We start from the raw sequence: 24156 nt of genomic DNA on the forward strand, positions 1-24156 counted from the left end.
AACTGCATCGACTAAGGAACATACCTTTGATCATAAAAATAGCTTAAAAATACTGATTTCATTGGCAAGAATTTCCATACACCTGTAGATTATGCAAATGACTCACTGAGCAACATCCTCAATAATCAATTGGTTTAAAATAGATCAAGGACTGAGCAAAGATGAATATCCCATTTTCGTTACCCATAGCTAAGACATTCACTGCCGCACTATTGGCACTTAGTTTAACAGCAACCATAAATACAACACATGCTGCTGAAATTGAAATGAGTTTCCAAAACCTACTCCAACAAGAACGCTCATGGGCTGGTCTACAAACCAAAACCCTAAAAGTAGGTGATATCACTTGGTCATACAGTGAAGGTGGAAAAAGTGGTAAACCAATTATTGTTTTAATTCATGGTTTGGCAGGTAGTCGTGATAACTGGAATCGTGTTGCTCATGCATTGACCACAAACTATCATGTCATCATTCCTGACTTACCAGCCAGCGGTGAAACACAAGTTCCCAAAGATTTTGACTATTCTGTTCCGAACGTAACAGAAAAGTTACGTCGTTTTATTGAGGCTGCCAACCTAACTGGGCCAGCACATATTGCGGGTCACTCACTCGGTGGATCAGTTGCCATGCTCTATGCAGGTCAATATCCTTTTGAAACTAAGAGCCTGTTTCTCGTCAATGCCGCGGGCGTTTATCGTTCAGCAAACACGCCTTATCTAAAAGATCCAAATCAACTGAGAAATATGGTTGTGAGTAAAAAAGGAGATTTTAATTTCCTGATGCAGCAAGCGATGTATGCCCCACCTTTTATTCCAAAAGAAATTGCACAAGCTCAAGAACGCATGATGATCGGCCAAGTTGAACAGACCAAAAAAATGGTCGATCAAGTGATTGCCCTAAATAAATTATACACGCCTGACTCTTTTGCTTTGCTCGCACGCGCTATCGATGCTCCAACGCTTATTTTATGGGGCAAACAAGATAAAATTATCAATGTTGAAGTTGCACCAGAATTAAAGTCATTATTGAAAAATGCGCAAGCGCCTGTGATTTTAGAAAATGTGGGACACATGCCGATTCTTGAAGCGGATCAATTGGTTGTTCAACAGTATCTACCATTTTTGAGCAAAATTCAGGCACAAAAGCCTGCAACCGCTTCAACACCATAAACTTAGAGGCGTGATTTAAACCCTATGCAAAAACATCCAATGATAGAACAATTGATTGATGCACAACTTGATTTTCTCGACCATGAGTTTGCTCAAACAGAAACTATTCAACATGAGTTTAAACAGTTCTATCATTGGTTGCGCTTACAGCAATTACAACACATTTGGTCGTTTGAACAGATCTTTGATTTAATCGAAAAACAGATCTTAGCCACACCTGCAAGTTCATTTTTAATTGAGCAGATTGCAGAGCATATCCGTTTTGCACTGATTCATCCGGTCAATGATGAAACTCCAATTGAGGATGTTATCCCGGTTTTAACCATTGATTCCATCGCACAATACATCGCAAGTAAAAGCGGACACCGCCAACGATTAATCAAAACTGTTGTGAATAATCCAGCGTTTTCTGCACTGATTACACAACTCATCCAACACTCTATTCAAGATTATTTAGACAACTCAGTGATGTCTAAACGTGTCCCTGGTGTGGGGCAGTTTATGAAAATGGGAAAGTCAGTTTTAGAAACCGTAACGGATTCAAACCTGAATAACACCATTGGACACTACTTACAGAAGAATATTTTAAAAATCAGTCAAATGAGTGAGAAAGTGTTAAATCAACACTTCAATGATGACAAGCTCTATCACTTTCAAGCTAATATTTGGCATAAAATCAAAGTAATGCCATTGTCGGTTTTACGCAACTATATTGAAGTACAAGATTTACCTCGTACTGTGGCTATGGGACATGAGATTTGGGATCATATTCGTCAAAGCGACTATTTGAAACAACAAGTCCATGATGGCGTTTATGCATGGTATGCACGAAATCAAGAACGAACTTTTGATTTGTTGCTTCATGATCTCAATATTGATGAAGATTTGATTCAGAATGAATTAAATGATTTGTTAGTGCATGTTTTAGAACAAGTGATCCAAACAGGTTATTTAAGACAACGTGCTCGTTCTTATTTAGAGAAGTTTTATTATTCAGAGCAGATTTCTGAGATTTTTAAATTACAAGGATAAGGGACTACAACAGCCCTATCCTTGAATTTATATCTTAGAAACTATAAGTCACACCTAGATTATAACGACGTCCATCTAATACATAATTATAAGTTGCTGTATCAATCTCTTTGTCTAATAAGTTATAGATTCCTGCTGCGACCGCGATGTTCTGTGTTGGTTTGTAATTCAACCCAACATCCACCATGGTATAGGCTGGTTTACCTTTTTCCATCGTTGTACGACTTAAATAATCCGAGGTTTTACTACGATAATTGATACGCCCCCAACTTGAAAACTGATCATTAATCTCCCAGTCTGCGGTGGTATTAAACATATGTTTTGGCATTTCATTTAAAGGCTTTCCTTTATTCACGCCACTCTTTTGTTCAGTATCGGTAAAGGTATAATTTGCACTTAAGTTTACATTTGGTAGGATTTTCCAGCCAAACGTTGCTTCTGCACCACGCATATTGGCTTTATCCACATTTTCACGCAAACTAACAAAATCAAACTTCTCCCCTAACCAATCACAGCTATTTGACCCAGCATCTCCCTGACAGGTTCTTACTTCAGTAATTTTATCTTTAAACTCACTATTAAAAATTGTTAGTCCAGCAGTAAGATCATCTAAATTATCCCAGTTAAATGAAACTTCATAGTTCACACTTTTTTCAGGTTTTAAATCAGGATTTCCGACAATCACGCCATTGCTTTGTCCACCACCTGTAGCTTGTCCCCATTCTGCAACAGTTGCACGCAGTGCTGGGGTTTTATAACCCGTCGATATGCCACCCTTAATCACCCAATTATCATTTAAGCCCCAAACTCCATACACTTTGGGACTCCAGTGATCACCAAATTTTTCGTCTTTATCTAAACGAATTGAGCTGGTCAAAGTAAAGTCATCAACAATATTCCATGCATTTTCAGCAAACAATGCCCAGCTATAACGATCAAGATGTGAAATAGGTTTTGCACCACCCACACTTAATTGATTACCTTGATCATCTAACTCTTCTTTTAAGTACATCCCACCAAAGCTCAAACTATGTTGGTCAAAATTAATTTTATTGATGGTATTAAACGTGGTGTTGGTCGCTTCCATATTGCGTGATGGATTATCATTTTCTTCACGCTGAATATAGGAGTTTGTTTCTACCGCACCAATTTGACCACGATGCTTTAAGCTATATTCTGTACGATAATAATTGGTGAGTGAATCTGTAGGATATTCACCACGTTTATTTGGTTTGTTTTCTATTGTTTTACCCACGGTTGCGTTACGTGCTTGAATAGAGCGTTGATATTCCAAATCAATCGTATGATCATCATTCGGTGTTAAGCTAAATGCCGCACCGCCTGCACGCATTTTTTGCTTCTTATAACCGCCATAGATATCATCTTCATCACGCTGAGAATATAGTCCATTGGCTTTGAACGATAAGAGATTGGCAATTAAAGGGCCTGCTATATAAGCGTTAGTTTGATAAAGATTACCTGAATCAGAATTTTCTTGTAATGTCGTATCTAATTTGATAGATCCAGTCCATTCAGTCGTATTTTTTTTAGTAATGATATTAATTACCCCCCCCCATAGCATCTGAACCGTATAAACCTGACATTGGTCCTCGAATCACTTCGATACGTTCAATCGCTCCAATATTAGGTAGCCATCCTTGTTCAATTCCTGAATTATCGCTATTTGGTCGTACTGAACGCGTATTTACTTTTTTACCATCGACCATGATAACGGTATAGGCACTGCCCATTCCCCGAATACTAATATCACTTGAGCTACCACCACCCGTGACAACGACTCCTGGAACATCTTTCAATGCATCTGTCACATCACGATAAGCTTTTTTATTAATTTCTTCTTGTGTGAGAACGGAAATAGATGCCGCAGCTTTTTTAATGTCTTGTTCAAATCCACTCGCAGTAACAACAATCTTATCTAATTTGGTCACATTTTTATTGTAATTTTCACCTTTACTACGTGCATTTCCCTCAATCTCATTTGCTGAAGCATTACCGATTGAAGACATACAGACAAGAACTGATAAAGATAGCAGTGAGAGAGTTGATTGTTTATACATACAAATTCCAATAAATTAACATGTGATTTAAAAGTGGATATTTCACACATCATGGTAACAATATTGGATATAATTGTAAATATTAATGATAATTACTATCATTAATTGGATTGTAATTTACAAAAAAAATAGCCTCAAGATATGAAGCTATTTCAAATTTTCTACATGCTAGGCTTACTTAAAATAAGCACCTTCTGCTTGTGTATGGTCTGTTTGGTCAACCACACGTTGTAACTCCGGAATATGTTGACGCAGCGTTGTCTCTACACCTTGTTTCAAGGTTACATCAATCGCAGAACAACCTTGGCAACCACCACCAAACTTCAATACAGCAGTAAGCCCATGCTCAGCATCTTCTTGAACTTCGACGAGGCTACAGTTACCGCCGTGCCCTGCTAGACCTGGGTTAATCTCAGATTGCAAGATATAAGTAATGCGCTCTTCAATAGAAGCATCTGGTCCTACACGAGGCACCTTGGAGTTTGGTGCACGGAACGTTAATTGACCACCAAAACGATCTTTATTGTAATCAATCACCGCATCAACCAAATATGGAATCGATGGTGCATCTACATAAGCAGGGAAATCAGGATAGTCCTGTTTATAATCCGTTGGTATAACTTCTTCTGGTGCACTATATGCCATACAACATTCAGCACGTGGAGTACCCGGATTTTCTACAAAAACACGAACGCCAATCCCTGGAGTATTTTGTTTTGCTAATAAATCACTTAAATACTCTTGTGCAGAGGGAGTAATCAAAAGGTTTGGAATTTCTTCTGCGACAGCAGTGTTGGTGTTCTCAGTCGACATAACAATAATCCTCAAGCTGATGTCGTTATATTAACTGAAGATGGAGGGTAATGAAAAAAAATCAACCATTTTTGTAGGAATTCTATGCAAGATCATTGTTTATTAAGTTTTTAATGGCATTATTGCTTAGACACTGATCAATTTGAAACGTTTATGTTACATCTACCCTTCAATCATACTGTGACCCTGATTTTGATCACAGTCGCGATTTCTTTACTCGCATTCTCCAATCAACGTGTAATGAACCGACTTATTTTTTGGCCACCAGCAATGCAACGTGGTCAATATGATCGTTTTATTACGCATGGTTTTGTTCATGCTGATGGTATGCATTTACTATTCAATATGATCACGCTTTTTTTCTTTGGCAATATCATTGAAAGTTTTTATCGCCAGTTTTTCTATGACATGGGGTTTGTCTTATTTTATTTGGGTGGTCTAATTGTTGCAATTTTACCAAGCTATCTAAAACATCGACATGATGCTCGTTGGGCAAGCCTAGGAGCATCTGGTGCTGTTTCAGCAGTACTCTTTGCCTATATCTTGTTCCAACCTTGGAACTTGATTTTCGTCTTCTTCATCCCTGTCCCTGCCATTATTTTTGCCATTTTATATGTGGCATATAGTGTATGGTCTGGCAAACGCGGCAATAGTAACATTAATCACAGCGCCCACCTTTGGGGAGCTGCCTATGGTATTGTAGTGACGATCATCTTAGAGCCTAGAGTGGTTCCGCATTTCCTCAATCAACTGACCAAATTGCCATTTTAAACAATAAAAAAACAAGCCTCCAAATGAGGCTTGTTTTTCAAATATACACATCAAATTTGATCTAACCTTCTTATTATCATTAACTTTGATCGATTTCACTCGTATCAGCATCAGCCAAATTTAACCAAAGCATGTTATTGTATAAAAAATCAACTCGTAAAAAAGATGAGATAGGCTTAAAATTTAATCAGATCAAATACAAAGGATGTATAAATATGAAAATAATTTTATTGAGCTTAAGTATTTTATTCTGTCTCAGCCTATCTGCATGTGCAGTACATACCCCACGTGGCAGCGTGGTGATTGACCCAGATGGCTATGACCACAGATACCATCGCCAAGGCGGTAAGGGAGATTTCTGCCCACCAGGACTAGCAAAACAAGGGCGTTGCTAATCATCATTTATAAGCGTCTAAATGATGTGCATCTAGGCGCTTTTAAGTTCAAGCGATCTCTGCTGGAAAGGCGATGACTTTATCAATATTCACCTGATTCATCACCACCATCAATAAACGATCAATACCTAAGGCAATCCCAGAACATTCAGGCATATTGGGAAGTGCTGCCAATAAATACTGATCAGTTGGAATCACAGGCAAACCTTGTTCAGCACGTTGCCTATTATCTGCTTCAAAACGTGAAGCTAACACATCCGCATCCAACAATTCATCATAGGCATTTGCCAGCTCTAAGCCCTCTATATAGACCTCAAAGCGTGCTGCAACTAACTCACCATCTTCATCCTGTTTGACTTTTGCTAGTGAAGCCATTTCAGGCGGGAAATCCGTCAAAAATACAGGCTTATCAAATCCCAAACTCGGCTCTACAAAATGAGAGAATAATAAATCCATGTACGCTAAACGGTCATCACCCAAATCTAAATTAAGCCCAACACGATGAGCCGTTTCTTTGAGCTGCTTGAGTGATGCTTGCAATGGATTGATATCTAAGCGGTCTTGAAATGCATGCTTATAACTCAAAACAATGGGACGAATATCACCAAAACGATGTGCCAAACAGCTTTCTAACAGATCGGCTGTCTCATGCATCAAGGCTGTTAAATCCATTGCAGGTCGATACCACTCCAACATGGTAAATTCACTATTGTGCTTACGTCCATGTTCATCATCACGAAATACTTTACAGATTTGGTAGATTGGCCCACTTCCACTTGCCAACAGACGCTTCATTGGAAATTCAGGAGAAGTCTGTAAATATTGGGTATTTAATTTTCCATGAATATGGCGCTGTACTTGTACCGATGCCAAATGTACATCAGTGACCCCTGCTTGGGACAAAATAGGTGTTTCGACTTCTAAAACATTCCGTTCTGCAAAAAAATGGCGAATTTTTTTATACATCTCGGCACGCGCTTTTAGAGCTTCGATAGAACAGGTCGGTTGATAGCTTTTCATTTCATCTTGACTCATGCTTTTGGTCCACCATGTGCAGCCCATTCACGGCGTAATGGATAATTTTTTCTCAGTAAATCAAAGGCCTGCTGATCAACTTTACCATGTTTCACACAAGCTCTTAATTGTCGGTCATCTTCGCTAATATTATAAATTTGGGGAAGACGTTGCTTTAATACTTCTTTCAAGTCGTGTTGTTCAAAATATTGTTCAACGCTTGGTAACTGACTTTCAAAGCGCTTCGATGCGGTATAACCAAACTTCTGGCAAAAAGCATCATAAATCATCTGTGTACCTCGTGCCTTCCCTTCTAAACTATAGCCAGCAATATGAGGCGTTGCTAAAGCCAATAGATCTAATAAATCTTGAGGAATCTCAGGTTCAAACTCAAATACATCCAGCACGACTTGACGTTTGGTTTTCATCATATCTGCCATCAATGCCGATTGCTGAATCACAGGACCACGCGCGCTGTTGATTAGAATGGCTGAAGGTTTCATTGCTGCTAAAGTCGCTTGATTGAACAAGTGCTGCGTTGGATATTCACCAGTTAAAGTTAAAGGGACATGAATTGAAATCGCATCTGCACGCGCTAACAACGTATCAAAAGAAACATTTTCAATGTCATTAAGTTGCACATAAGGATCGTAACCGATCACATTCCACCCCAGCAGTTGTGCCATCACCGCCAGTCGACTACCCACATTACCTAAACCAACAATTCCTAAAGTAAAATCGGCATCTTTTTCTAATAATTCAATATCTAAGTACAATAAAGCGGTAATGACATATTCTGCAACAGCCTGAGCATTACAACCAGCAGCATTGCTCCATGAGATATTTTGATTTTCTAAAGTTTGAATATCTAGATGGTCTGTTCCAATCGTGGCACTACCCACAAATTGAATTTTAGTTTGATCAATTAAAGCGTGATTGACCTTCGTCACTGAGCGAACCAATAAAGCGTCCGCATCCCGAACATCTGCATGCGTTAACGTACGCCCTGCTCGATGCTGTATTTCTGCAAATTCCGCAAAGAAATAATCGGTAAATGCCAAGTTTTCATCTGCGATAATTTTCATGCAGTCAATTCCATAATTTTCTTTGGGCTTATTATCCTAAGCATCAAAGAAATTAACAAATCAAATCTGAATGTTTGAGTAAAATTGGCGCGAAAGACAACGATTTTGAAATGCCCATGCAACTTCTTGCCAATTCTAGATCGTTTTTTACTTTTATAATGTCAGCATATTATTTTCTGTAAGTTCAATTATGATGCCTTATTCTCCCTATAAAGGCAAAAATGGTATCAAACGCATCCTAAATGCCACAGGCTATTCGCTTGCTGGCTTTAAAGCTGCATTTAACAATGAAGCTGCTTTTAGACAAATTATCTTGCTTAATTTAATTTTGATTCCTGCCAGCTTTTTTATCCATGTATCTGCCTTGGAGCAGACACTGATGGTTGCTGTCTGTTTGTTGGCAATTATTGTCGAATTATTTAATTCAGCCATTGAAGCTGTTGTTGACCGTATTTCACTTGAAAAACATGAATTGTCTAAGAATGCAAAAGATATGGGAAGCGCAGCCCAGTTCGTTTCTTTAGCTATTATCTTTTTTACTTGGATGATTATTTTATTTCGCTAAACATCCAATATATTCCATATAAAAAAGTCCCTGCAGATGCAGGGACTTTTTTGATCTAGACGAAGATGCGCTGTTACATCATTCCGCCCATACCACCCATACCGCCCATGTCTGGCGCAGCTGGTTTGTCTTCTGGGATATCAGTGATCATGCACTCAGTGGTCAACATTAAACCAGCAACAGAAGCTGCGTGTTCAAGTGCAGAACGCGTTACTTTAGCTGGGTCAAGGATACCCATTTCTAACATATCACCATATTCGCCAGTTGCAGCGTTATAACCAAAGTTACCTTCGCCAGCTTTAACTGCATTGATCACAACTGAAGGCTCATCACCAGCATTTGAAACGATTTGACGAAGTGGAGCTTCAATCGCACGACGTAAGATATTGATACCCGCTGTTTGATCTTCGTTAGCACCTTTCAAGCCGTCTAATACATTTACGGCACGTACAAGTGCAACACCACCACCAGCAACAACACCTTCTTCAACTGCTGCACGAGTCGCATGAAGCGCATCATCTACACGGTCTTTCTTCTCTTTCATTTCAACTTCAGTTGCAGCACCGATTTTAATCACTGCAACACCGCCTGCTAATTTAGCAACGCGTTCTTGAAGTTTTTCCTTGTCATATTCAGAAGTAGATTCTTCGATTTGAGCACGGATCTGTTGAACACGCTCAGCGATTTGAGCTGCATTACCAGCACCATCAACAATCACAGTATTTTCTTTAGATACTGTTACTTTGTGTGCTGTACCTAAGTGCTCAAGAGTTGTTTGATCAAGCGCCATGCCAATTTCTTCTGAAATCACAGTACCGCCAGTTAAGATCGCGATATCTTGAAGCATTGCTTTACGACGGTCACCAAAGCCAGGTGCTTTTACTGCACATACTTTGATAATACCGCGCATGTTGTTTACAACAAGTGTCGCAAGCGCTTCACCTTCAACATCTTCAGCGATGATTAAAAGCGGTTTACCCGTTTTAGCAACTGCTTCTAATACAGTGATTAATTCACGGATATTACCGATTTTTTTGTCAACAAGAAGGATGAACGGGTTTTCAAGTTCAGCAGTTAACGTATCTTGCTTGTTTGCGAAATATGGAGAGATATAACCGCGGTCAAACTGCATACCTTCAACAACGTCTAAAGCGTCTTCGAAGCCAGAACCTTCTTCAACAGTGATTACACCTTCTTTACCCACTTTTTCCATTGCTTGTGCAATTAACTTACCAACAGTGGTATCAGAGTTCGCAGAGATCGAACCGACTTGTTCAATTGCTTTGAAGTCATCAGCAGGTTTTGCATTGGCACGAATATTTTCAACTACAGTTTTCACTGCGATATCAATACCACGTTTTAAATCCATTGGGTTCATACCAGCCGTTACTGATTTGATCCCTTCATTTAAGATTGCTTGAGCAAGTACAGTTGCAGTTGTTGTACCGTCACCTGCGATGTCATTCGTTTTGCTTGAAACTTCGCGAACAAGTTGAGCACCCATGTTTTCAAACTTGTCTTTTAAAGAAATTTCTTTGGCAACGGTTACACCATCTTTAGTGATGTGTGGCGCACCGAAAGAACGATCGATAACGACATTACGACCTTTAGGGCCTAAAGTTACTTTTACTGCATCTGCAAGTACGTTTACACCTGCGATCATTTTTGAGCGAGCTGAATCACCAAATTTTACGTCTTTAGCTGACATGTTAAACTCCAAATCTTTTTAAATACTGTATCTGATAATGTGTGAGTTATAAGTCGATTAGCCTTCAAGCACAGCTAAGATATCCGACTCTTTCATGATTAAAAGTTCTTCACCACTTACTTTCACAGTTGTCCCTGCATAAGTACCGAACAATACCTTATCTCCAACTTTAACGTCTAAAGCACGAACGCCATTGTCAGTGATCTGACCATTACCTACTGCAATCACCTCACCTTGAGATGGTTTTTCAGCAGCAGAGCCTGGAAGTAAAATACCACCAGCTGTTTTGGTTTCTTCTTCTACGCGACGAATCACTACGCGATCATGTAATGGACGAATGTTGCTCATATTTAACTCCATCAGACTTAGTCTTTTTGATTAATTTGCATTGCTACTCCAGTAGCAATCAACAAAATTTTGATATGCCACTTTTGTGGGGTTAAAAAAAAAGGCTTCAAGGGGAAAATTAAAAAAAATTTCGACTTTTTGTTCTTTTTTCAAACATCACGAACACGAATCTTAAATTCAGTCTATTTACGCTACTTTTCAAACTGTTTTTTATCTTCATTAAAATAATAATGCTCAATCACACCATTGCTCAAAATCACATTAAAACTATTCGGCAATCCAAAACGTACACGATTGGATATCGCTGTACCTGCATGAATATCGAGAATCGGATGATCAAATCCTAAATCGAAAATTTGATTTAAATCATGCACGGCGACTTTGTGTAAATGCCCATGCAACAAACCAAATAATCCAGTTTCACCCCATTTCTGCAATGCAATTTTCCCTAAAACAGGACAATCCTTACCACCATGATCATCTGGAAAAGTATAAAAAGGTTGATGAAAAACCCCTAACTTAATCTTGCCCGATGGTGCATTTTTTAACTTTTCATAGGTTTCATTGATCTGGTCAAAAGAAATGTGTCCTCGCGTATGGTATCGCCTACGAATACTATTCATTCCAACAATATAGAAATGCTCTGTCTCTAAAGTCGTCTCCAAACTGCCGAAAAACATTTGATAACGTAAAAATGGAGAAAAAAAACGATTCCAGATGTGGTAAAGCGGAATATCATGATTTCCAGGTACTACCAAATAAGGAATAGATAGCGAATTTAAAAACTGCACACATGCATAAAACTGTTGATAACGTGCTCGCTGGGTCAAGTCTCCACTCACCACAACCACTTCAGGACGATATTGCTGACAAAATTGGTGAATTGCCTCAATACACACCTCCCGCTCTGTTCCAAAATGCAGATCAGATAGATGTAGTAACATTCGGAACCATCACTTTCAATGCGGACTTTTCTACTGAGAATTTTAAGGGGCTTTGCATTTCTACCAGTTCCCCATCGATGGCAACCGTTAACTGCATTTTTTTACACCCGACCTCGATTTTCTCAGCACAAAATGAATAGACGTCAGAAGCCTGATCAATTTTACCTTGAATCAATTTCCATAACATTTTTAATAAACTGAAACGATCACTTTTCGCAACAACAACACCTGCAAGTTTTCCATTTGCTGCGCACTCAGCAATTCTTAATTTCATATCACTGAGCTGAAGCTGATTATTACCAAAAAAAATGAGAGGTGTCGTCACTGGATATTTCTGACCATCTACAGTAACTGAAAGCTTGAGTGACTTGTACTCACGCAGGAGCACATCCAATCCTGATGTGTAAGCATGTAAAGGAATACGACCTAAACGTTGATTATATAATTCACGTTTTTTAATAAATAAGGGATATAACCCCAAACTCGCATTATTTAAATAAATATGATCATTGATTTTGGCGACATGTACTTCACGTACCTTCCCAGTTGCAATGACTTCCGCCGCTTGAACGACATCAATCGGGATATGCAAAGCACGAGCAACATAATTAAATGTCCCTAATGGCATGATACCCATCGGAATATCCGTATGCATTAATCGCTGAGCGACAGCATTCAATGTCCCATCACCACCTGCTGCGACCACTACACCGCGAAAATCAGTTTGTTGATGTCTCACTAAAATCTCCGACATCATGTCATCAAAACTGGCGTGTTGACTTAACTCAAACACCTGAATTTCGAAACCATGTTGCGTCCAATAAGTCAGCAGTTGTTCGTACTCTTCACTTTGTTGTGCAGCGTGGAATCCTGACTTCTGATTATAAATGATCGAAAGAGGTCGTAATTTTAAGCTCATGGAGATCAAACTTAGGGCGATTAATAGCCCTATTTTTGTTTACTAAATCAACAAATAAAAGCTTGTTTATGTAATTTTTGAATGAACAACATTCATTTAATCAATAATAATTCTCAAGTATTGTGAATAACACAACTTATTGTTTATTAATATAATTTTTGATAAAAATAACACATATAAAAAATTCAAATAAAGATAAATAAAAATATCACAGTCAATAAAAACAAACACTTAGACACAAACAACTTGTTTAGAGTCAATACACTACAACATTCATTGCACTTATTTTTTTTTGGATTTTATGCTTTAATACAGCCACTTTTTTTACTTCATCTATTTTACTGTCACCCAGTAGATAGAATTTGTACGTCGTACACACTTTAAAAAGGCATCACCATGACCCAAGTGAACGCACCAGAATTCGTTCGTCACCCTAAGCTAATTGCATGGGTGGAAGAAATTGCAAAATTAACCAAACCAGCAAAAATCGAATGGTGTGACGGAAGCGAAGAAGAATATCAACGTCTTATCGACTTGATGATCGCTAACGGCACCATGCAAAAACTTAACCAAGAAAAACATCCTGGTTCTTATCTTGCAAATTCTGATCCTTCTGACGTTGCTCGTGTTGAAGACCGTACTTATATCTGTTCACAAAACCAAGAAGATGCTGGTGCAACCAATAACTGGGTTGAACCTGCTGAAATGCGTGCAAAATTAAATGGCTTATTTGATGGCGCAATGGAAGGCCGTACCATGTACGTGGTTCCATTCTCAATGGGTCCTTTAGGTAGCCATATCGCGCACATCGGTATCGAATTAACTGATTCTCCATATGTTGCGGTTAGCATGACCAAAATGGCACGTATGGGCAAAGCAGTTTATGACGTTCTAGGCACTGATGGCGAATTCATTCCTTGCGTACATACAGTTGCAGCGCCGTTAAAAGACGGTCAAAAAGATGTTGCTTGGCCTTGCAACAGCGAAAAATATATCGTGCATTACCCAGAAACTCGTGAAATCTGGTCTTACGGTTCTGGTTATGGTGGTAACGCTTTACTTGGTAAAAAATGCTTAGCTTTACGTATTGCATCTGCAATGGGTCGTGAACAAGGCTGGTTAGCTGAGCACATGTTAATTTTGGGCGTAACAAACCCACAAGGTGAAAAACACTACATCGCAGCGGCATTCCCTTCTGCTTGTGGTAAAACTAACTTTGCAATGTTAATTCCACCAGCTGGTTATGAAGGTTGGAAGATTGAGACTGTAGGTGACGATATCGCTTGGATCAAACCAGGTGAAGACGGTCGTTTATATGCAATCAACCCAGAAGCTGGTTTCTTCGGTGTTGCACCTGGTACAAACACCAAGACTAACCCGAACTGTATGGCAACACTTCACAAAGATGTGATCTATACGAACGTTGCTGTAACTGATAACGGCGAAGTATGGTGGGAAGGTCTTTCTAAAGAAGTTCCAGCTAACCTTACCAACTGGAAAGGTCAACCGCATACTGGTGAAGACAAAGCTGCTCATCCAAATGCGCGTTTCACAGTTTCAGCAGGTCAATGCCCTTCTATCGATGCTGACTGGGAAAATCCAGCAGGCGTACCAATCTCTGCATTCATCTTCGGTGGTCGTCGTGCAGATACAGTGCCTTTAGTTTCTGAAGCTTTTGACTGGGTTGATGGCGTTTATAAAGCTGCAACTATGGGCTCTGAGACAACTGCTGCGGCTGTTGGTCAACAAGGTATCGTTCGTCGTGACCCATTTGCGATGCTTCCTTTCGCTGGTTATAACATGGCTGATTACTTCGGTCACTGGTTACAACTTGGTCAAGAAGTTGGTGCTAAAGCAGAAGCTGCTGGTAATAAATTACCAAAAATCTTCAATGTAAACTGGTTCCGTCGTGATGCTGAAGGCAACTTCGTATGGCCTGGTTTCGGTCAAAACATGCGTGTTCTTGAGTGGATCATTGATCGTTGTGAAGGTCGTGCTGAAGCGACTGAAACTCCAATCGGCTTTGTTCCAACTTACGAACAACTGAACTGGACAGGTATTGATTTCTCTAAAGAGCAATTCGAAACTGTTACTGCTCAAGATAAAGATCAATGGATCAAAGAACTTGAAAGCCACACTGAGTTATTTACTAAACTTGGTGATCGTTTACCTAAAGCACTTAAAGATCGTCAAAATGAATTATTAAATGCAGTTAAATCTGCTTAATAATTAAATGACATAAAAAGGTCGCTTCGGCGACCTTTTTTGTTGTCTGGTGATTTAGCTTTTAATATAAAAAACCTATTCCATAAGAAGAATAGGTTTTAAGAAATGTTGTATCAACTATCAATAAATTTTTTAAGAATATCTGAAATGTAATGCCCTGTTCGACGATCTGTACTCACAATAACGAATGATAATGGACATTCTCTAAAGCTGCCCGCATGTATTTGCAGGAATATCATAATAGGCATGCTTCGGGTCATCCAATTCAATAACCCATTTTCCACCCAGATTTTTTCTAAAATTTTCAGTAACATAACATGCATAACCATCAACGGTATGTATTTCTCATTGAAAGGACATCTCATCAGTTGTTGGATACCGCTCCAATATCCAATGCTCCAAGCATATTCAATGAATCTATTGAATAATCCAACTTCTCACTAATTTATTTTGGGAGGCTATCATACATACATGATAAAGCATCACGCATATCCATTCACCAATATTGAAAGCTGTCAAACCATTCTTCTCTAGTTTTCAAATTAAGAGTACTGATGTAAATTTATTTAAAACCATTAATACCCCCAAAGTAAAGATATGACTATTAAGCCCATTCTAAATATTTTTCGCCATTATCTAGCGTATAAATCCAAACTGGTCTCAAAGGGCAGAAACCCTGATCGTAAATAACCAACCATGTTCCTATATCATGCGCACCAATCTCTCTAGCATATTCTTCAGAAGAAGGAAAGAACCTCTTAAATAATTCCAATTGTTCTAAAACAGGAATATCATATATAATAGTGTCATCACCACTTTTTGCTAACAATAACTCCCCAGCATTCATAAGCTGGTGCAATATATTAATAAATATATCTCGTTTCTCAATAAGCTTTTTTTCAATCTGGACATCCTCCGCCAAATTAGACGCTGCTAACCACACAGCATCTAAGGCTTGTCCCTTTACAGAATTCATCAATGCATTAAATTCCTTATCACTTAAGGTAATTCTCATATTATGAACCTTATCTGAAATTAATTTCCGCCCACTAGTTTTATTATTAAACAACAAAAACAATAAAAAAGAACAGATATATTAATATTTATTTATATAACTTTTTAATAGCCTCTATTTTAAAATCCGCTTCACCCTGTGTTTATAGTGCTGATTTGCCCAATGTTTGCCCATTGATTCGATTAAAATACCCTTCAATATAGTAGTAAGACTCTCTGGATTATTTTCAATCCAATTAAGCGCTAAATTTGGCCAATAAACACTCACAGTTTCTCCTAATGCATACTGTAGAACCTTTACTTTATTTTCAGCATTTAATTCATTAAAACTCTGATTACACTCCTGCTGCTCAAGCAGCAATAGCCCATGTCGGACATCCATCAAATGCATTCTCCCGTCATCCCACTACGGTTAGAGTGATGTAGCACAAGATCTATCACACTGCTATCCAAAGTTTAAATTTCTCTCATAGAATAACTAATCTCCAAAAATTCCAATCAATCATCTAAATCTCTTCTTTTATTCCTATTAAGGATTAGACGAAATGAATTGCAATATTAACGAATATTAACAATAATTGTAACAATAATATTTCTCATTTACATGGTTGTAGACATGAGTTCAAACCTCTCCTCTCTCAAGCGCAATTCATTGTTTCTTGCAATTTCATCAAGTCTGGTCAGCATAAGCCCCTATAGCTTTGCAGTAGACACTGTCTCTCAACAGCTTCCGACTATTCAAGTTAAGGCGACACAGAATGAAGGTTCAGATACTGAAATCACCAAAGCCTATACGATTAAGGATAGCTCAAGTGCAACCAAGCTCAATATCGCTGCCAAAGAAACACCACAAACCATCAATGTTGTGACACGCCAACAAATAGAAGACTTTGGCTTAACCTCAACACGAGATATTCTAAATAATACCCCTGGGGTAACCGTCAATGCCCTTGAAACGGAACGCGCCGTATATATGGCACGTGGCTTTGAAATTTCTAACATATTAATCGATGGTGTGGGATTTCCACTAACCAATTGGAATACCACCGATATCAATCCTGACAGCTATTTTTATGATCGAGTTGAAGTCGTAAAAGGTGCAAATGCATTAACCAATGCCTTTGGTGATCCAAGTGCAACCATCAACTACGTTCGAAAACGTCCTACTAAAGAGTTTCAAGCCAATACAGGCTTAAGTTATGGCTCATGGGATACTCAACGTTATGAAGCAGATGTTTCTGGCAGTTTAAATGATCGCATCCGAGCAAGACTGTTTGGCTTCCAACAAACAGGTGACTCATATCGTGATCGTTATTCCTCAGAAAAAAATGGTGTTGCAGGTGTTGTAGAAGCCGATGTTACGGATTCTACCCTTCTCACGATTGGAGCAAGTCAAGAAAAAAATAAACCAAACGCCAATAACTGGGGAGCAATTCCGCTGATGGATAGCTCTGGTCGACAGCTCAGTTATGATCGCTCATTTAACCCCAATCCAGATTGGGCATATTGGGACAACACTTCTAGAAATGCATTTATCGAACTAAAACAAAAATTCCTAGATACATGGTCTGCTAACTTGAGCTATAACTATAATGAGAAAGATCGTGAAAGCCAGCTTTTATACTATTATGGCTATCCAAACGCAGACGGTTCAGGAGTTTCATTAACACCAAATGGTTATTTAGAGAATAATAAACTACACACTGCTGATTTTAATTTGCAGGGGAAATTTGATCTTTTTAATCGTGAACATGAAGCTATCATTGGTTATTCTTTCTCAAAAAGTGATCAAGTTGACCATCAAAAGAAAGGCACGCTACATGACAGCAATATTAATCATGTAAGCTCTGAATATAACGGACAAATTACAGTTACCCCCTATACAACAGATTGGGCAAGCTGGACGCCAAAGCATGTCACTTGGTCGGATTTCGTCAAACAAGCCGATTATACCCAACGCAATCAGTCAATTTATGCAGCCACACGTCTACATTTAAACGATGATCTCAAGCTGACTCTCGGTGCGAACTACATCCAAGCCAAAAGTGAAGGTTCGAGCTATGGCTCACCGATGAATTACGATGAAAGTAAAGTTTCACCTTATGCCGGGATTACCTATAATTTTACACCTGAGTACACAGGTTATATGAGTTATACTTCGATTTTCCGCCCACAAACATCTGTAAATGAAGCAACAGGCAAAGTAGCTGATCCAATCGAAGGAAAAAGTTATGAAGTTGGGATGAAAAGCTCATGGCTAGACAACAAACTTACTGGAACATTGGCAATCTTTAGAACAGAGGAAAACAATTACCCGCTTCGTTCAACAGATGGACATCCTTTAAACCGAAAAGTGGGGATCAGTGATTTACGCTCACAAGGCGTTGAGGTTGGTTTGGCAGGACAACTCACCGATCAAGTAAATGTCTCTTTGGGTTATGCCCAATTTAGTTTACAAGATCTAAAAAATGGTGGTGCAGCCCGAACTTATAACCCAACTCAAACCTTTAATTTACTAACTACTTATACACCCGCTCAATTACCCAAATTAAAAGTAGGTGCAGGGCTACAGTGGCAAGGAAAAACCTCTGTTTTTGACAATGTAAAATCAGCATATCTAAAACAAAGCGATTATGCGTTGCTTAACCTAATGGCAAGTTATGAAGTCAATAAACACTTTAGCGTTCAAGCTAATGTAAATAATGTAACTGATAAAAAATATTTAAATAGTTTTACCTATAGCCAAGCATTCTACGGAGAACCTGCTAACTATACTGTTGCACTGAAGTTTAAATATTAAAAAGAAAAAAGCCCCTCGAACATGAGGGGCTTTCTTTATGCTGCATTCGGAGCTTGGTTTTTAGGCTTTAAATAAGCATCTAATAATGCAATTTCATGTGCTTGCATATTCAGTCCTAATTTAGAACGTCTCCAAAGGATATCTTGGCTATTGCTTGCCCACTCATAGCGGCATAGATAATCGACCTCTTTGACATACAAGCCCTGACCAAAATGTTGACCAAGCTGCTTAACCGAACTTGCTTCACCTAAAATATTCCAAATACGCGAGCCATAGGCTCCCGCCCAACGTTTCGCCAAAGCTTCTGAAGCATCGGAGATTTGCGCGCGGATTTCATTAGCTAACTGCTCAACCGACACCATCTTTTCACCGCCCGGCAAAGTTTCCATTGCAGTCCAACTGCCTTTCATCGCTGGGAAAAATGCTTTCAGTTGCAACATTGCAGACTCAGCAAGCTTACGATAAGTCGTTAACTTTCCACCAAATACCGAAAGTAATGGCGCCTGCCCCGCAGCTTCTTTTGATAAGGCTAACGTATAGTCACGTGTCACCGCAGATGGATTATCTGACTCATCGTCACATAATGGGCGCACCCCAGCGAAAGTTGAGATAATATCAGCTTGGGTAAGTTGCTTTTTAAAATGCGCATTACTCACATCAATGAGATAATCAGTCTCAGCTTGAGTAATTTTCACTTGAGCTGGATCACCTTCATACTCATGGTCTGTGGTACCAATCATGGTGTATTGATCCAAATATGGAATTGCAAAGACAATACGGCGGTCATCATTTTGCATAATGAAAGCTTTATCACCCTCATAAAGCTTCGGTACGATGATGTGACTACCTTGAATCAAACGAATACCATAAGGAGATTTTAGCTGTAAATCCTGTTTAATAAACTGTGCGACCCAAGGACCTGCAGCATTCACCAAAGCTTTCGCTTTAATTTGAAATTGCCCTTCTGCATTTTCCAAATCGACAACCCAAATTTGTCCTTCACGTCGAGCAGACAAACAACGGGTACGCGTTACGATTTCTGCCCCTTTTTCACGTGCATGCATTGCATTCAAAACAACTAAACGTGAATCATCCACAGCACAGTCTGAATATTCAAAACCACGTGTAATCGCTGTGTTTAACGGACTATCATCTTTAAAGTAGACATTATTTGAACCCAATAATTTTTCACGCTTACCTAAATGATCATAAAAGAATAAGCCCGTACGAATCAGCCATGCTGGGCGCAAATGTGGACGATGAGGCATAATAAAACGCATTGGGCGAATAATATGTGGCGCCTTATTGAGCAACACTTCACGCTCAGCTAATGCTTCACGCACCAAACGAAACTCTTTATGTTCAAGGTAACGCAAACCACCGTGAATCAGCTTACTACTCGCAGATGAAGTATGGCTCGCCAAATCATCTTTTTCACATAAAAATACCGATAACCCACGCCCAGCAGCATCAACAGCGATACCCACACCATTGATCCCACCACCAATGATGGCAAGGTCATAAATTTTGTCACTTGACTGAGGAGAAGTTTGCATAAATCACCGCAAATTTTCATTATTGTTCAATAATGAAAATTTAAACATATAAAATGAAAATTAACAATATAAAATAGCCACAAAAACGTAAACCAATCGACATTTTGTGTATTGAATTATTCAAATGAAAATTAAGTGAAAGCAGTGGAATGACTGAGACATTCCACTAAACAAGAAAACATAATTGATTTTAAATAATTTTTATTAGAGTTTGGTACGTTGTTTTTCGAAAATGAAATCTATTTCGCAATAATCAAACCAACGTCTAATTCTTGGATCATCTTCATATATTGCTCATTGGGTTGTTGATCCGTAAAAATGCAATCCACTTGTTTTAATGATCCTAAACGAATCATTGCATTTCGACCAAACTTACTACTGTCTGCTGCGAGGAAAACCTGACGAGCACTTGAGATAATTTCTTGTGATACACAGACTTCTTGAAAATCGAAATCTAACAATGTGCCATCTTCTTCTATTCCACTAATACCGACTAAAGCATAATCAGCCTTGAACTGTTTAAAAAAGTCAGCGGTTGCTTGACCAATCACCCCTCCATCTGGACGAACACGCCCACTGGCGATCAATACCTCAAAATCTTCTTTAGTACTCAAAATCTTCGCGACATTTAAATTATTGGTGATAATTTTTAGTCCAGTGTGATTTAACAATGCATGTGCAATGGCTTCTGTGGTTGTCCCGATGTTAATAAACAACGAAGCATGGTCAGGTACAGCCGCCGCCACAGCCTCTGCAATGGTTCTCTTTTCTTCAAGCATGTAACCAACACGGGTGGTATATTCCGTGTTTTCCACCGTTGAATCATGTGCTGCGCCGCCATGATAGCGACGCAGCAAACCTTCATCAGCCAATTGATTAATATCACGACGAATCGTCTGTGGTGTCACATCGAAATATTGAGCAAGTTCTTCAATACTGATATAGCCACGTTCCCGTACAAGCTCAAGGGTTTTTTGTTGGCGTAGTATCAAGCTCATGCTCATCCATCCTATGCTATTTCAAATCAATATAACGCTGTGATTGTTCTGCTTAATCCTCAGCCCAATCACGGGTACGACCTACAGCTTTTAGCCAGCCAGTGTAGAGTTTTTCAGTTTCTTCCTGCGTACATGCTGGCGTGAAAGTATTTTCAATCGTCATTCTACGCTTTAACTCGTTTAAATCCGACCAAAAACCGACAGCAAGACCCGCTAAAAATGCTGCGCCCATTCCTGTAGTTTCTTTCATCGCAGGACGCTCTACAGAGGTGGATAAAATATCTGCTTGGAACTGCATTAAGAAGTTATTTGCAGTGACCCCGCCATCTACACGTAAGGTTCGCAATTTCTCACCAGAATCTTGTTGCATTGCGTCCAAAACATCACGCGTCTGATAAGCAATAGATTCTAAAGTTGCACGGATGATATGTTCAATACTCACACCACGAGTAATGCCCAAAATTGCACCGCGAGCGGTAGGATCCCAATACGGTGCGCCAAGCCCAGTAAATGCGGGTACCACATACACCCCGTTACTATCTTTGACTTTGGTTGCGTAATACTCTGAGTCATGTGAATCATTAATCGCTTTTAACTCATCGCGTAACCATTGCACACAAGAGCCACCGTTAAAAACAGCTCCTTCTAGCGCATAGTTCACTTCGCCTTTTGCACCACAAGCAATCGTCGTCAACAAGCCATGATCCGATTGAACCATACGCTCACCAGTGTTCATGAGTAAGAAACAACCTGTCCCATAGGTATTTTTGGCTTGGCCAACTTCAACACACATCTGCCCAAACAATGCAGCTTGTTGATCACCTGCAATACCTGCAATTGGAATACCAATTTCCTGACCACTAATGGTATGCGTATAACCATACACCTCAGAAGAACTACGCACTTCAGGCAACATTGCCTTTGGAATATCTAAAGCCTCAAGCAGCTTGTCATCCCACTGCAAAGTTTCAATATTGAATAACATCGTACGAGAGGCATTGGTATAGTCTGTAACATGCACTTGACCATTGGTTAATTTCCAAATTAACCATGTATCGATCGTCCCGAATAAAAGCTCACCACGTTCTGCACGCTCACGGCTGCCTTCAACACGATCAAGAATCCACTTGATTTTAGTCGCCGAGAAGTAAGGATCAATTACTAACCCTGTTACTTTTCGCACATAATCTTGCCAGCCATTTTGGCGGAGCTGATTACAAATTTCATTGCTTTGTCGGCTTTGCCATACAATCGCATTATAGATAGGCTTACCTGTTTTTTTATCCCAAATCACCGTAGTTTCACGTTGGTTGGTAATCCCGATCGCGGCAATTTCATCACTAGAAATGCTCGCTTGTGCTAAGGCTTCAACCCAAACTGCGCTTTGAGTCGCCCAGATTTCCATAGGATCATGCTCAACCCAACCTGGTTGCGGGTAAATTTGCGTAAATTCACGCTGAGCAATAGTGATGACATTCGCATCGTGATCCAATACGATTGCACGTGAACTCGTTGTACCTTGATCAAATGCAACAACATATTTTTTTTGACTATCTGTAGAGATCATGACATACCTAACCAGACCTGCCTTATTTTAGGATTTGTTGGACATCAACAGCTCCTATTTGAGCAATAAATTAAACGCCCGAAAAACGGGTAGCAATATCGCAATAAAGCAATGACTTTTGCATTAAATTAAAAACTCGGCAGATTATATGCAAAATTGTTCGTAAACGAAAATTCTTTCTTTAAATTTGAATATAAAATTGACGAAACGCAGAACTTTTAAAGATTCCTAACAATTCAAAATTTATTTTATGCGATACTAAAACCAGAAATAACAGGACGATTGAAATGAAAAAAACCAATTTACTTTTTATTGTGGGCGGTACACTTTTAATTACTGCGTGTCAGAGCACTTCACATCAATATAATGGTGAAAAGGGTTATCAAATTGAAAGTAAAACAGCAACTTCCGCAACAATTGCATATACACTTTCTGCCCGTGGCAATGCAAATCTAGATGAGAAAAAACTCCAACATGCCTGTAAACAAGTGCTCGGTGCAGAGAGAAATTATAAATTAAACATTCTCAGTACCAATGAAATCATGAACCCAACCAAGCAAGAACAATATGGTGTTCAGCTCGGTAACAGTCGCGCAACTTTTGGTCTATCGAACTCACCAGATTTTAATAATACGACTGGCTATGCAACTCGTCAGGCACTTGAAGCTAAACCAACAACGCTAACTGTTGTTCGCTATACCTGCTCATAATTAACTCATCAGAAACTGGATGTATATAGATCAGAACTAAATACATCCTATTTTACTTATGCTTTTAATACATCACGAATAGATGGATCTTTATCAAATACAGATTTTGCAAAAGGACACAGCGGAATAACTTTGACCTGACGCTGACGCACAAACTCAACTAATGCATCAAGGAGTTGACGACCAACACCTTGTCCTCTGAAATTCTCATTCACATCGGTATGGTCAATAATAAGCATTTCTTCGCCGGCCCATGTATAAGCCATCTCGCCAGCGATCACCTCACCATCCAATAGTTTAAAAACACCATGCTTGCCATCATCTGTTTGCTGAATATCCATGCCACTCTCCTGCTCTATTTTGTTTGATTTGGTGTAATTATAAGATCACCTAAATCACTACATGTTTTAACATGCTATACCATAGGATTGTGTTGAGTTTTGA

21 protein-coding genes and 1 pseudogene are annotated in these 24156 nt (G+C 39.1%); 8 read left to right on the top strand and 14 right to left on the bottom strand.

Annotation, left to right across the window (positions count from 1 at the left end; all coding sequences use genetic code 11):
- The first annotated feature begins 161 nt into the window (after window positions 1-161).
- Window positions 162-1169, top strand: a complete 1008-nt coding sequence (locus AAC851_RS04355) for an alpha/beta fold hydrolase (RefSeq protein WP_017395770.1) — start codon at window positions 162-164, stop codon at window positions 1167-1169.
- 24 nt (window positions 1170-1193) lie between these two features.
- Window positions 1194-2201, top strand: coding sequence for a hypothetical protein (locus tag AAC851_RS04360; RefSeq protein ID WP_017395769.1), 1008 nt, complete (start codon window positions 1194-1196; stop codon window positions 2199-2201).
- A gap of 34 nt (window positions 2202-2235) precedes the next feature.
- On the opposite strand, the pseudogene AAC851_RS04365 reads toward AAC851_RS04360, so the two are convergent.
- Together AAC851_RS04365 and nfuA are read right to left on the bottom strand one after the other, a co-directional pair.
- A pseudogene (locus AAC851_RS04365) lies at window positions 2236-4279 on the bottom strand (ligand-gated channel protein).
- A 174-nt stretch (window positions 4280-4453) separates the two neighbouring features.
- Window positions 4454-5092: a Fe-S biogenesis protein NfuA gene (nfuA, locus tag AAC851_RS04370; protein ID WP_004638320.1), complete on the bottom strand. Its 639-nt coding sequence runs from the start codon at window positions 5090-5092 to the stop codon at window positions 4454-4456.
- 153 nt (window positions 5093-5245) lie between these two features.
- On the opposite strand from nfuA, the gene AAC851_RS04375 reads away from it, so the two are divergent.
- Both AAC851_RS04375 and AAC851_RS04380 read left to right on the top strand, forming a co-directional pair.
- The gene (locus AAC851_RS04375; RefSeq protein ID WP_004638319.1) at window positions 5246-5863 is read left to right on the top strand and encodes a rhomboid family intramembrane serine protease; all 618 of its coding nucleotides are present in this window, start codon (window positions 5246-5248) and stop codon (window positions 5861-5863) included.
- Between the two features lie 215 nt (window positions 5864-6078).
- Complete coding sequence (locus tag AAC851_RS04380) at window positions 6079-6258, top strand: hypothetical protein (protein WP_005081751.1); 180 nt, start codon at window positions 6079-6081, stop codon at window positions 6256-6258.
- Between the two features lie 48 nt (window positions 6259-6306).
- On the opposite strand, the gene epmA is transcribed toward AAC851_RS04380, so the two are convergent.
- The gene (gene epmA / locus AAC851_RS04385) at window positions 6307-7293 is read right to left on the bottom strand and encodes an EF-P lysine aminoacylase EpmA (protein ID WP_004638316.1); all 987 of its coding nucleotides are present in this window, start codon (window positions 7291-7293) and stop codon (window positions 6307-6309) included.
- The gene (locus AAC851_RS04390) at window positions 7290-8357 is read right to left on the bottom strand and encodes a 4-phosphoerythronate dehydrogenase (RefSeq protein WP_340600558.1); all 1068 of its coding nucleotides are present in this window, start codon (window positions 8355-8357) and stop codon (window positions 7290-7292) included. The genes epmA and AAC851_RS04390 overlap by 4 nt, the downstream gene beginning before the upstream one ends.
- A 190-nt stretch (window positions 8358-8547) precedes the next feature.
- Between AAC851_RS04390 and AAC851_RS04395 the strand changes: the two genes are divergently transcribed.
- Complete coding sequence (locus AAC851_RS04395) at window positions 8548-8922, top strand: diacylglycerol kinase (protein WP_340600559.1); 375 nt, start codon at window positions 8548-8550, stop codon at window positions 8920-8922.
- Window positions 8923-8995: 73 nt separating this feature from the next.
- Here AAC851_RS04395 and groL read toward each other — a convergent pair whose 3' ends face one another.
- From groL to AAC851_RS04415, 4 genes are all read right to left on the bottom strand, one after another.
- A complete protein-coding gene (gene groL, locus AAC851_RS04400) occupies window positions 8996-10630 on the bottom strand; it encodes a chaperonin GroEL (RefSeq protein ID WP_004638311.1) in 1635 nt (544 codons plus the stop codon).
- Between the two features lie 57 nt (window positions 10631-10687).
- Window positions 10688-10978, bottom strand: coding sequence for a co-chaperone GroES (locus AAC851_RS04405; RefSeq protein WP_004652030.1), 291 nt, complete (start codon window positions 10976-10978; stop codon window positions 10688-10690).
- 191 nt (window positions 10979-11169) lie between these two features.
- Window positions 11170-11922 carry a metallophosphoesterase family protein gene (locus tag AAC851_RS04410; RefSeq protein WP_340600560.1) on the bottom strand — a complete coding sequence of 251 codons (753 nt, stop codon included), beginning with the start codon at window positions 11920-11922 and terminating at the stop codon, window positions 11170-11172.
- Complete coding sequence (locus AAC851_RS04415; RefSeq protein WP_340600561.1) at window positions 11903-12841, bottom strand: diacylglycerol/lipid kinase family protein; 939 nt, start codon at window positions 12839-12841, stop codon at window positions 11903-11905. Before AAC851_RS04415 ends, AAC851_RS04410 begins: the two co-directional genes overlap by 20 nt.
- 396 nt (window positions 12842-13237) lie before the next feature.
- On the opposite strand from AAC851_RS04415, the gene AAC851_RS04420 reads away from it, so the two are divergent.
- Window positions 13238-15067 carry a phosphoenolpyruvate carboxykinase (GTP) gene (locus tag AAC851_RS04420; RefSeq protein ID WP_340600562.1) on the top strand — a complete coding sequence of 610 codons (1830 nt, stop codon included), beginning with the start codon at window positions 13238-13240 and terminating at the stop codon, window positions 15065-15067.
- Between the two features lie 604 nt (window positions 15068-15671).
- Here the strand turns inward: AAC851_RS04420 and AAC851_RS04425 are convergent.
- Entirely contained in the window at window positions 15672-16082 is a 411-nt protein-coding gene (locus AAC851_RS04425) for a DUF596 domain-containing protein (RefSeq protein WP_005081727.1), read from the bottom strand.
- 114 nt (window positions 16083-16196) lie between these two features.
- Window positions 16197-16463 carry a hypothetical protein gene (locus tag AAC851_RS04430; RefSeq protein ID WP_340601036.1) on the bottom strand — a complete coding sequence of 89 codons (267 nt, stop codon included), beginning with the start codon at window positions 16461-16463 and terminating at the stop codon, window positions 16197-16199.
- A gap of 222 nt (window positions 16464-16685) precedes the next feature.
- On the opposite strand from AAC851_RS04430, the gene AAC851_RS04435 reads away from it, so the two are divergent.
- On the top strand, window positions 16686-18881 hold the full coding sequence (locus tag AAC851_RS04435; RefSeq protein WP_340600563.1) for a TonB-dependent siderophore receptor: 2196 nt from the start codon (window positions 16686-16688) through the stop codon (window positions 18879-18881).
- A gap of 35 nt (window positions 18882-18916) precedes the next feature.
- Here AAC851_RS04435 and glpD read toward each other — a convergent pair whose 3' ends face one another.
- The 3 genes from glpD to glpK all read right to left on the bottom strand — a co-directional run bounded on the left by glpD (window position 18917) and on the right by glpK (window position 23002).
- A complete protein-coding gene (gene glpD, locus AAC851_RS04440) occupies window positions 18917-20437 on the bottom strand; it encodes a glycerol-3-phosphate dehydrogenase (protein WP_340600564.1) in 1521 nt (506 codons plus the stop codon).
- 239 nt (window positions 20438-20676) lie between these two features.
- Entirely contained in the window at window positions 20677-21435 is a 759-nt protein-coding gene (locus AAC851_RS04445) for a DeoR/GlpR family DNA-binding transcription regulator (RefSeq protein ID WP_005081720.1), read from the bottom strand.
- 52 nt (window positions 21436-21487) lie between these two features.
- Window positions 21488-23002, bottom strand: a complete 1515-nt coding sequence (gene glpK / locus AAC851_RS04450; protein ID WP_005081717.1) for a glycerol kinase GlpK — start codon at window positions 23000-23002, stop codon at window positions 21488-21490.
- 287 nt (window positions 23003-23289) lie between these two features.
- Here glpK and AAC851_RS04455 point away from each other — a divergent pair, with 287 nt between their 5' ends.
- Window positions 23290-23712 carry a hypothetical protein gene (locus AAC851_RS04455; protein WP_004638300.1) on the top strand — a complete coding sequence of 141 codons (423 nt, stop codon included), beginning with the start codon at window positions 23290-23292 and terminating at the stop codon, window positions 23710-23712.
- Window positions 23713-23768: 56 nt separating this feature from the next.
- On the opposite strand, the gene AAC851_RS04460 is transcribed toward AAC851_RS04455, so the two are convergent.
- Entirely contained in the window at window positions 23769-24053 is a 285-nt protein-coding gene (locus tag AAC851_RS04460; RefSeq protein ID WP_109441244.1) for a GNAT family N-acetyltransferase, read from the bottom strand.
- Between the last annotated feature and the right edge of the window lie 103 nt (window positions 24054-24156).

The organism is Acinetobacter sp. HZNU-JH01 (assembly GCF_037996845.1).
GTDB classification, from domain to species: domain Bacteria; phylum Pseudomonadota; class Gammaproteobacteria; order Pseudomonadales; family Moraxellaceae; genus Acinetobacter; species Acinetobacter haemolyticus.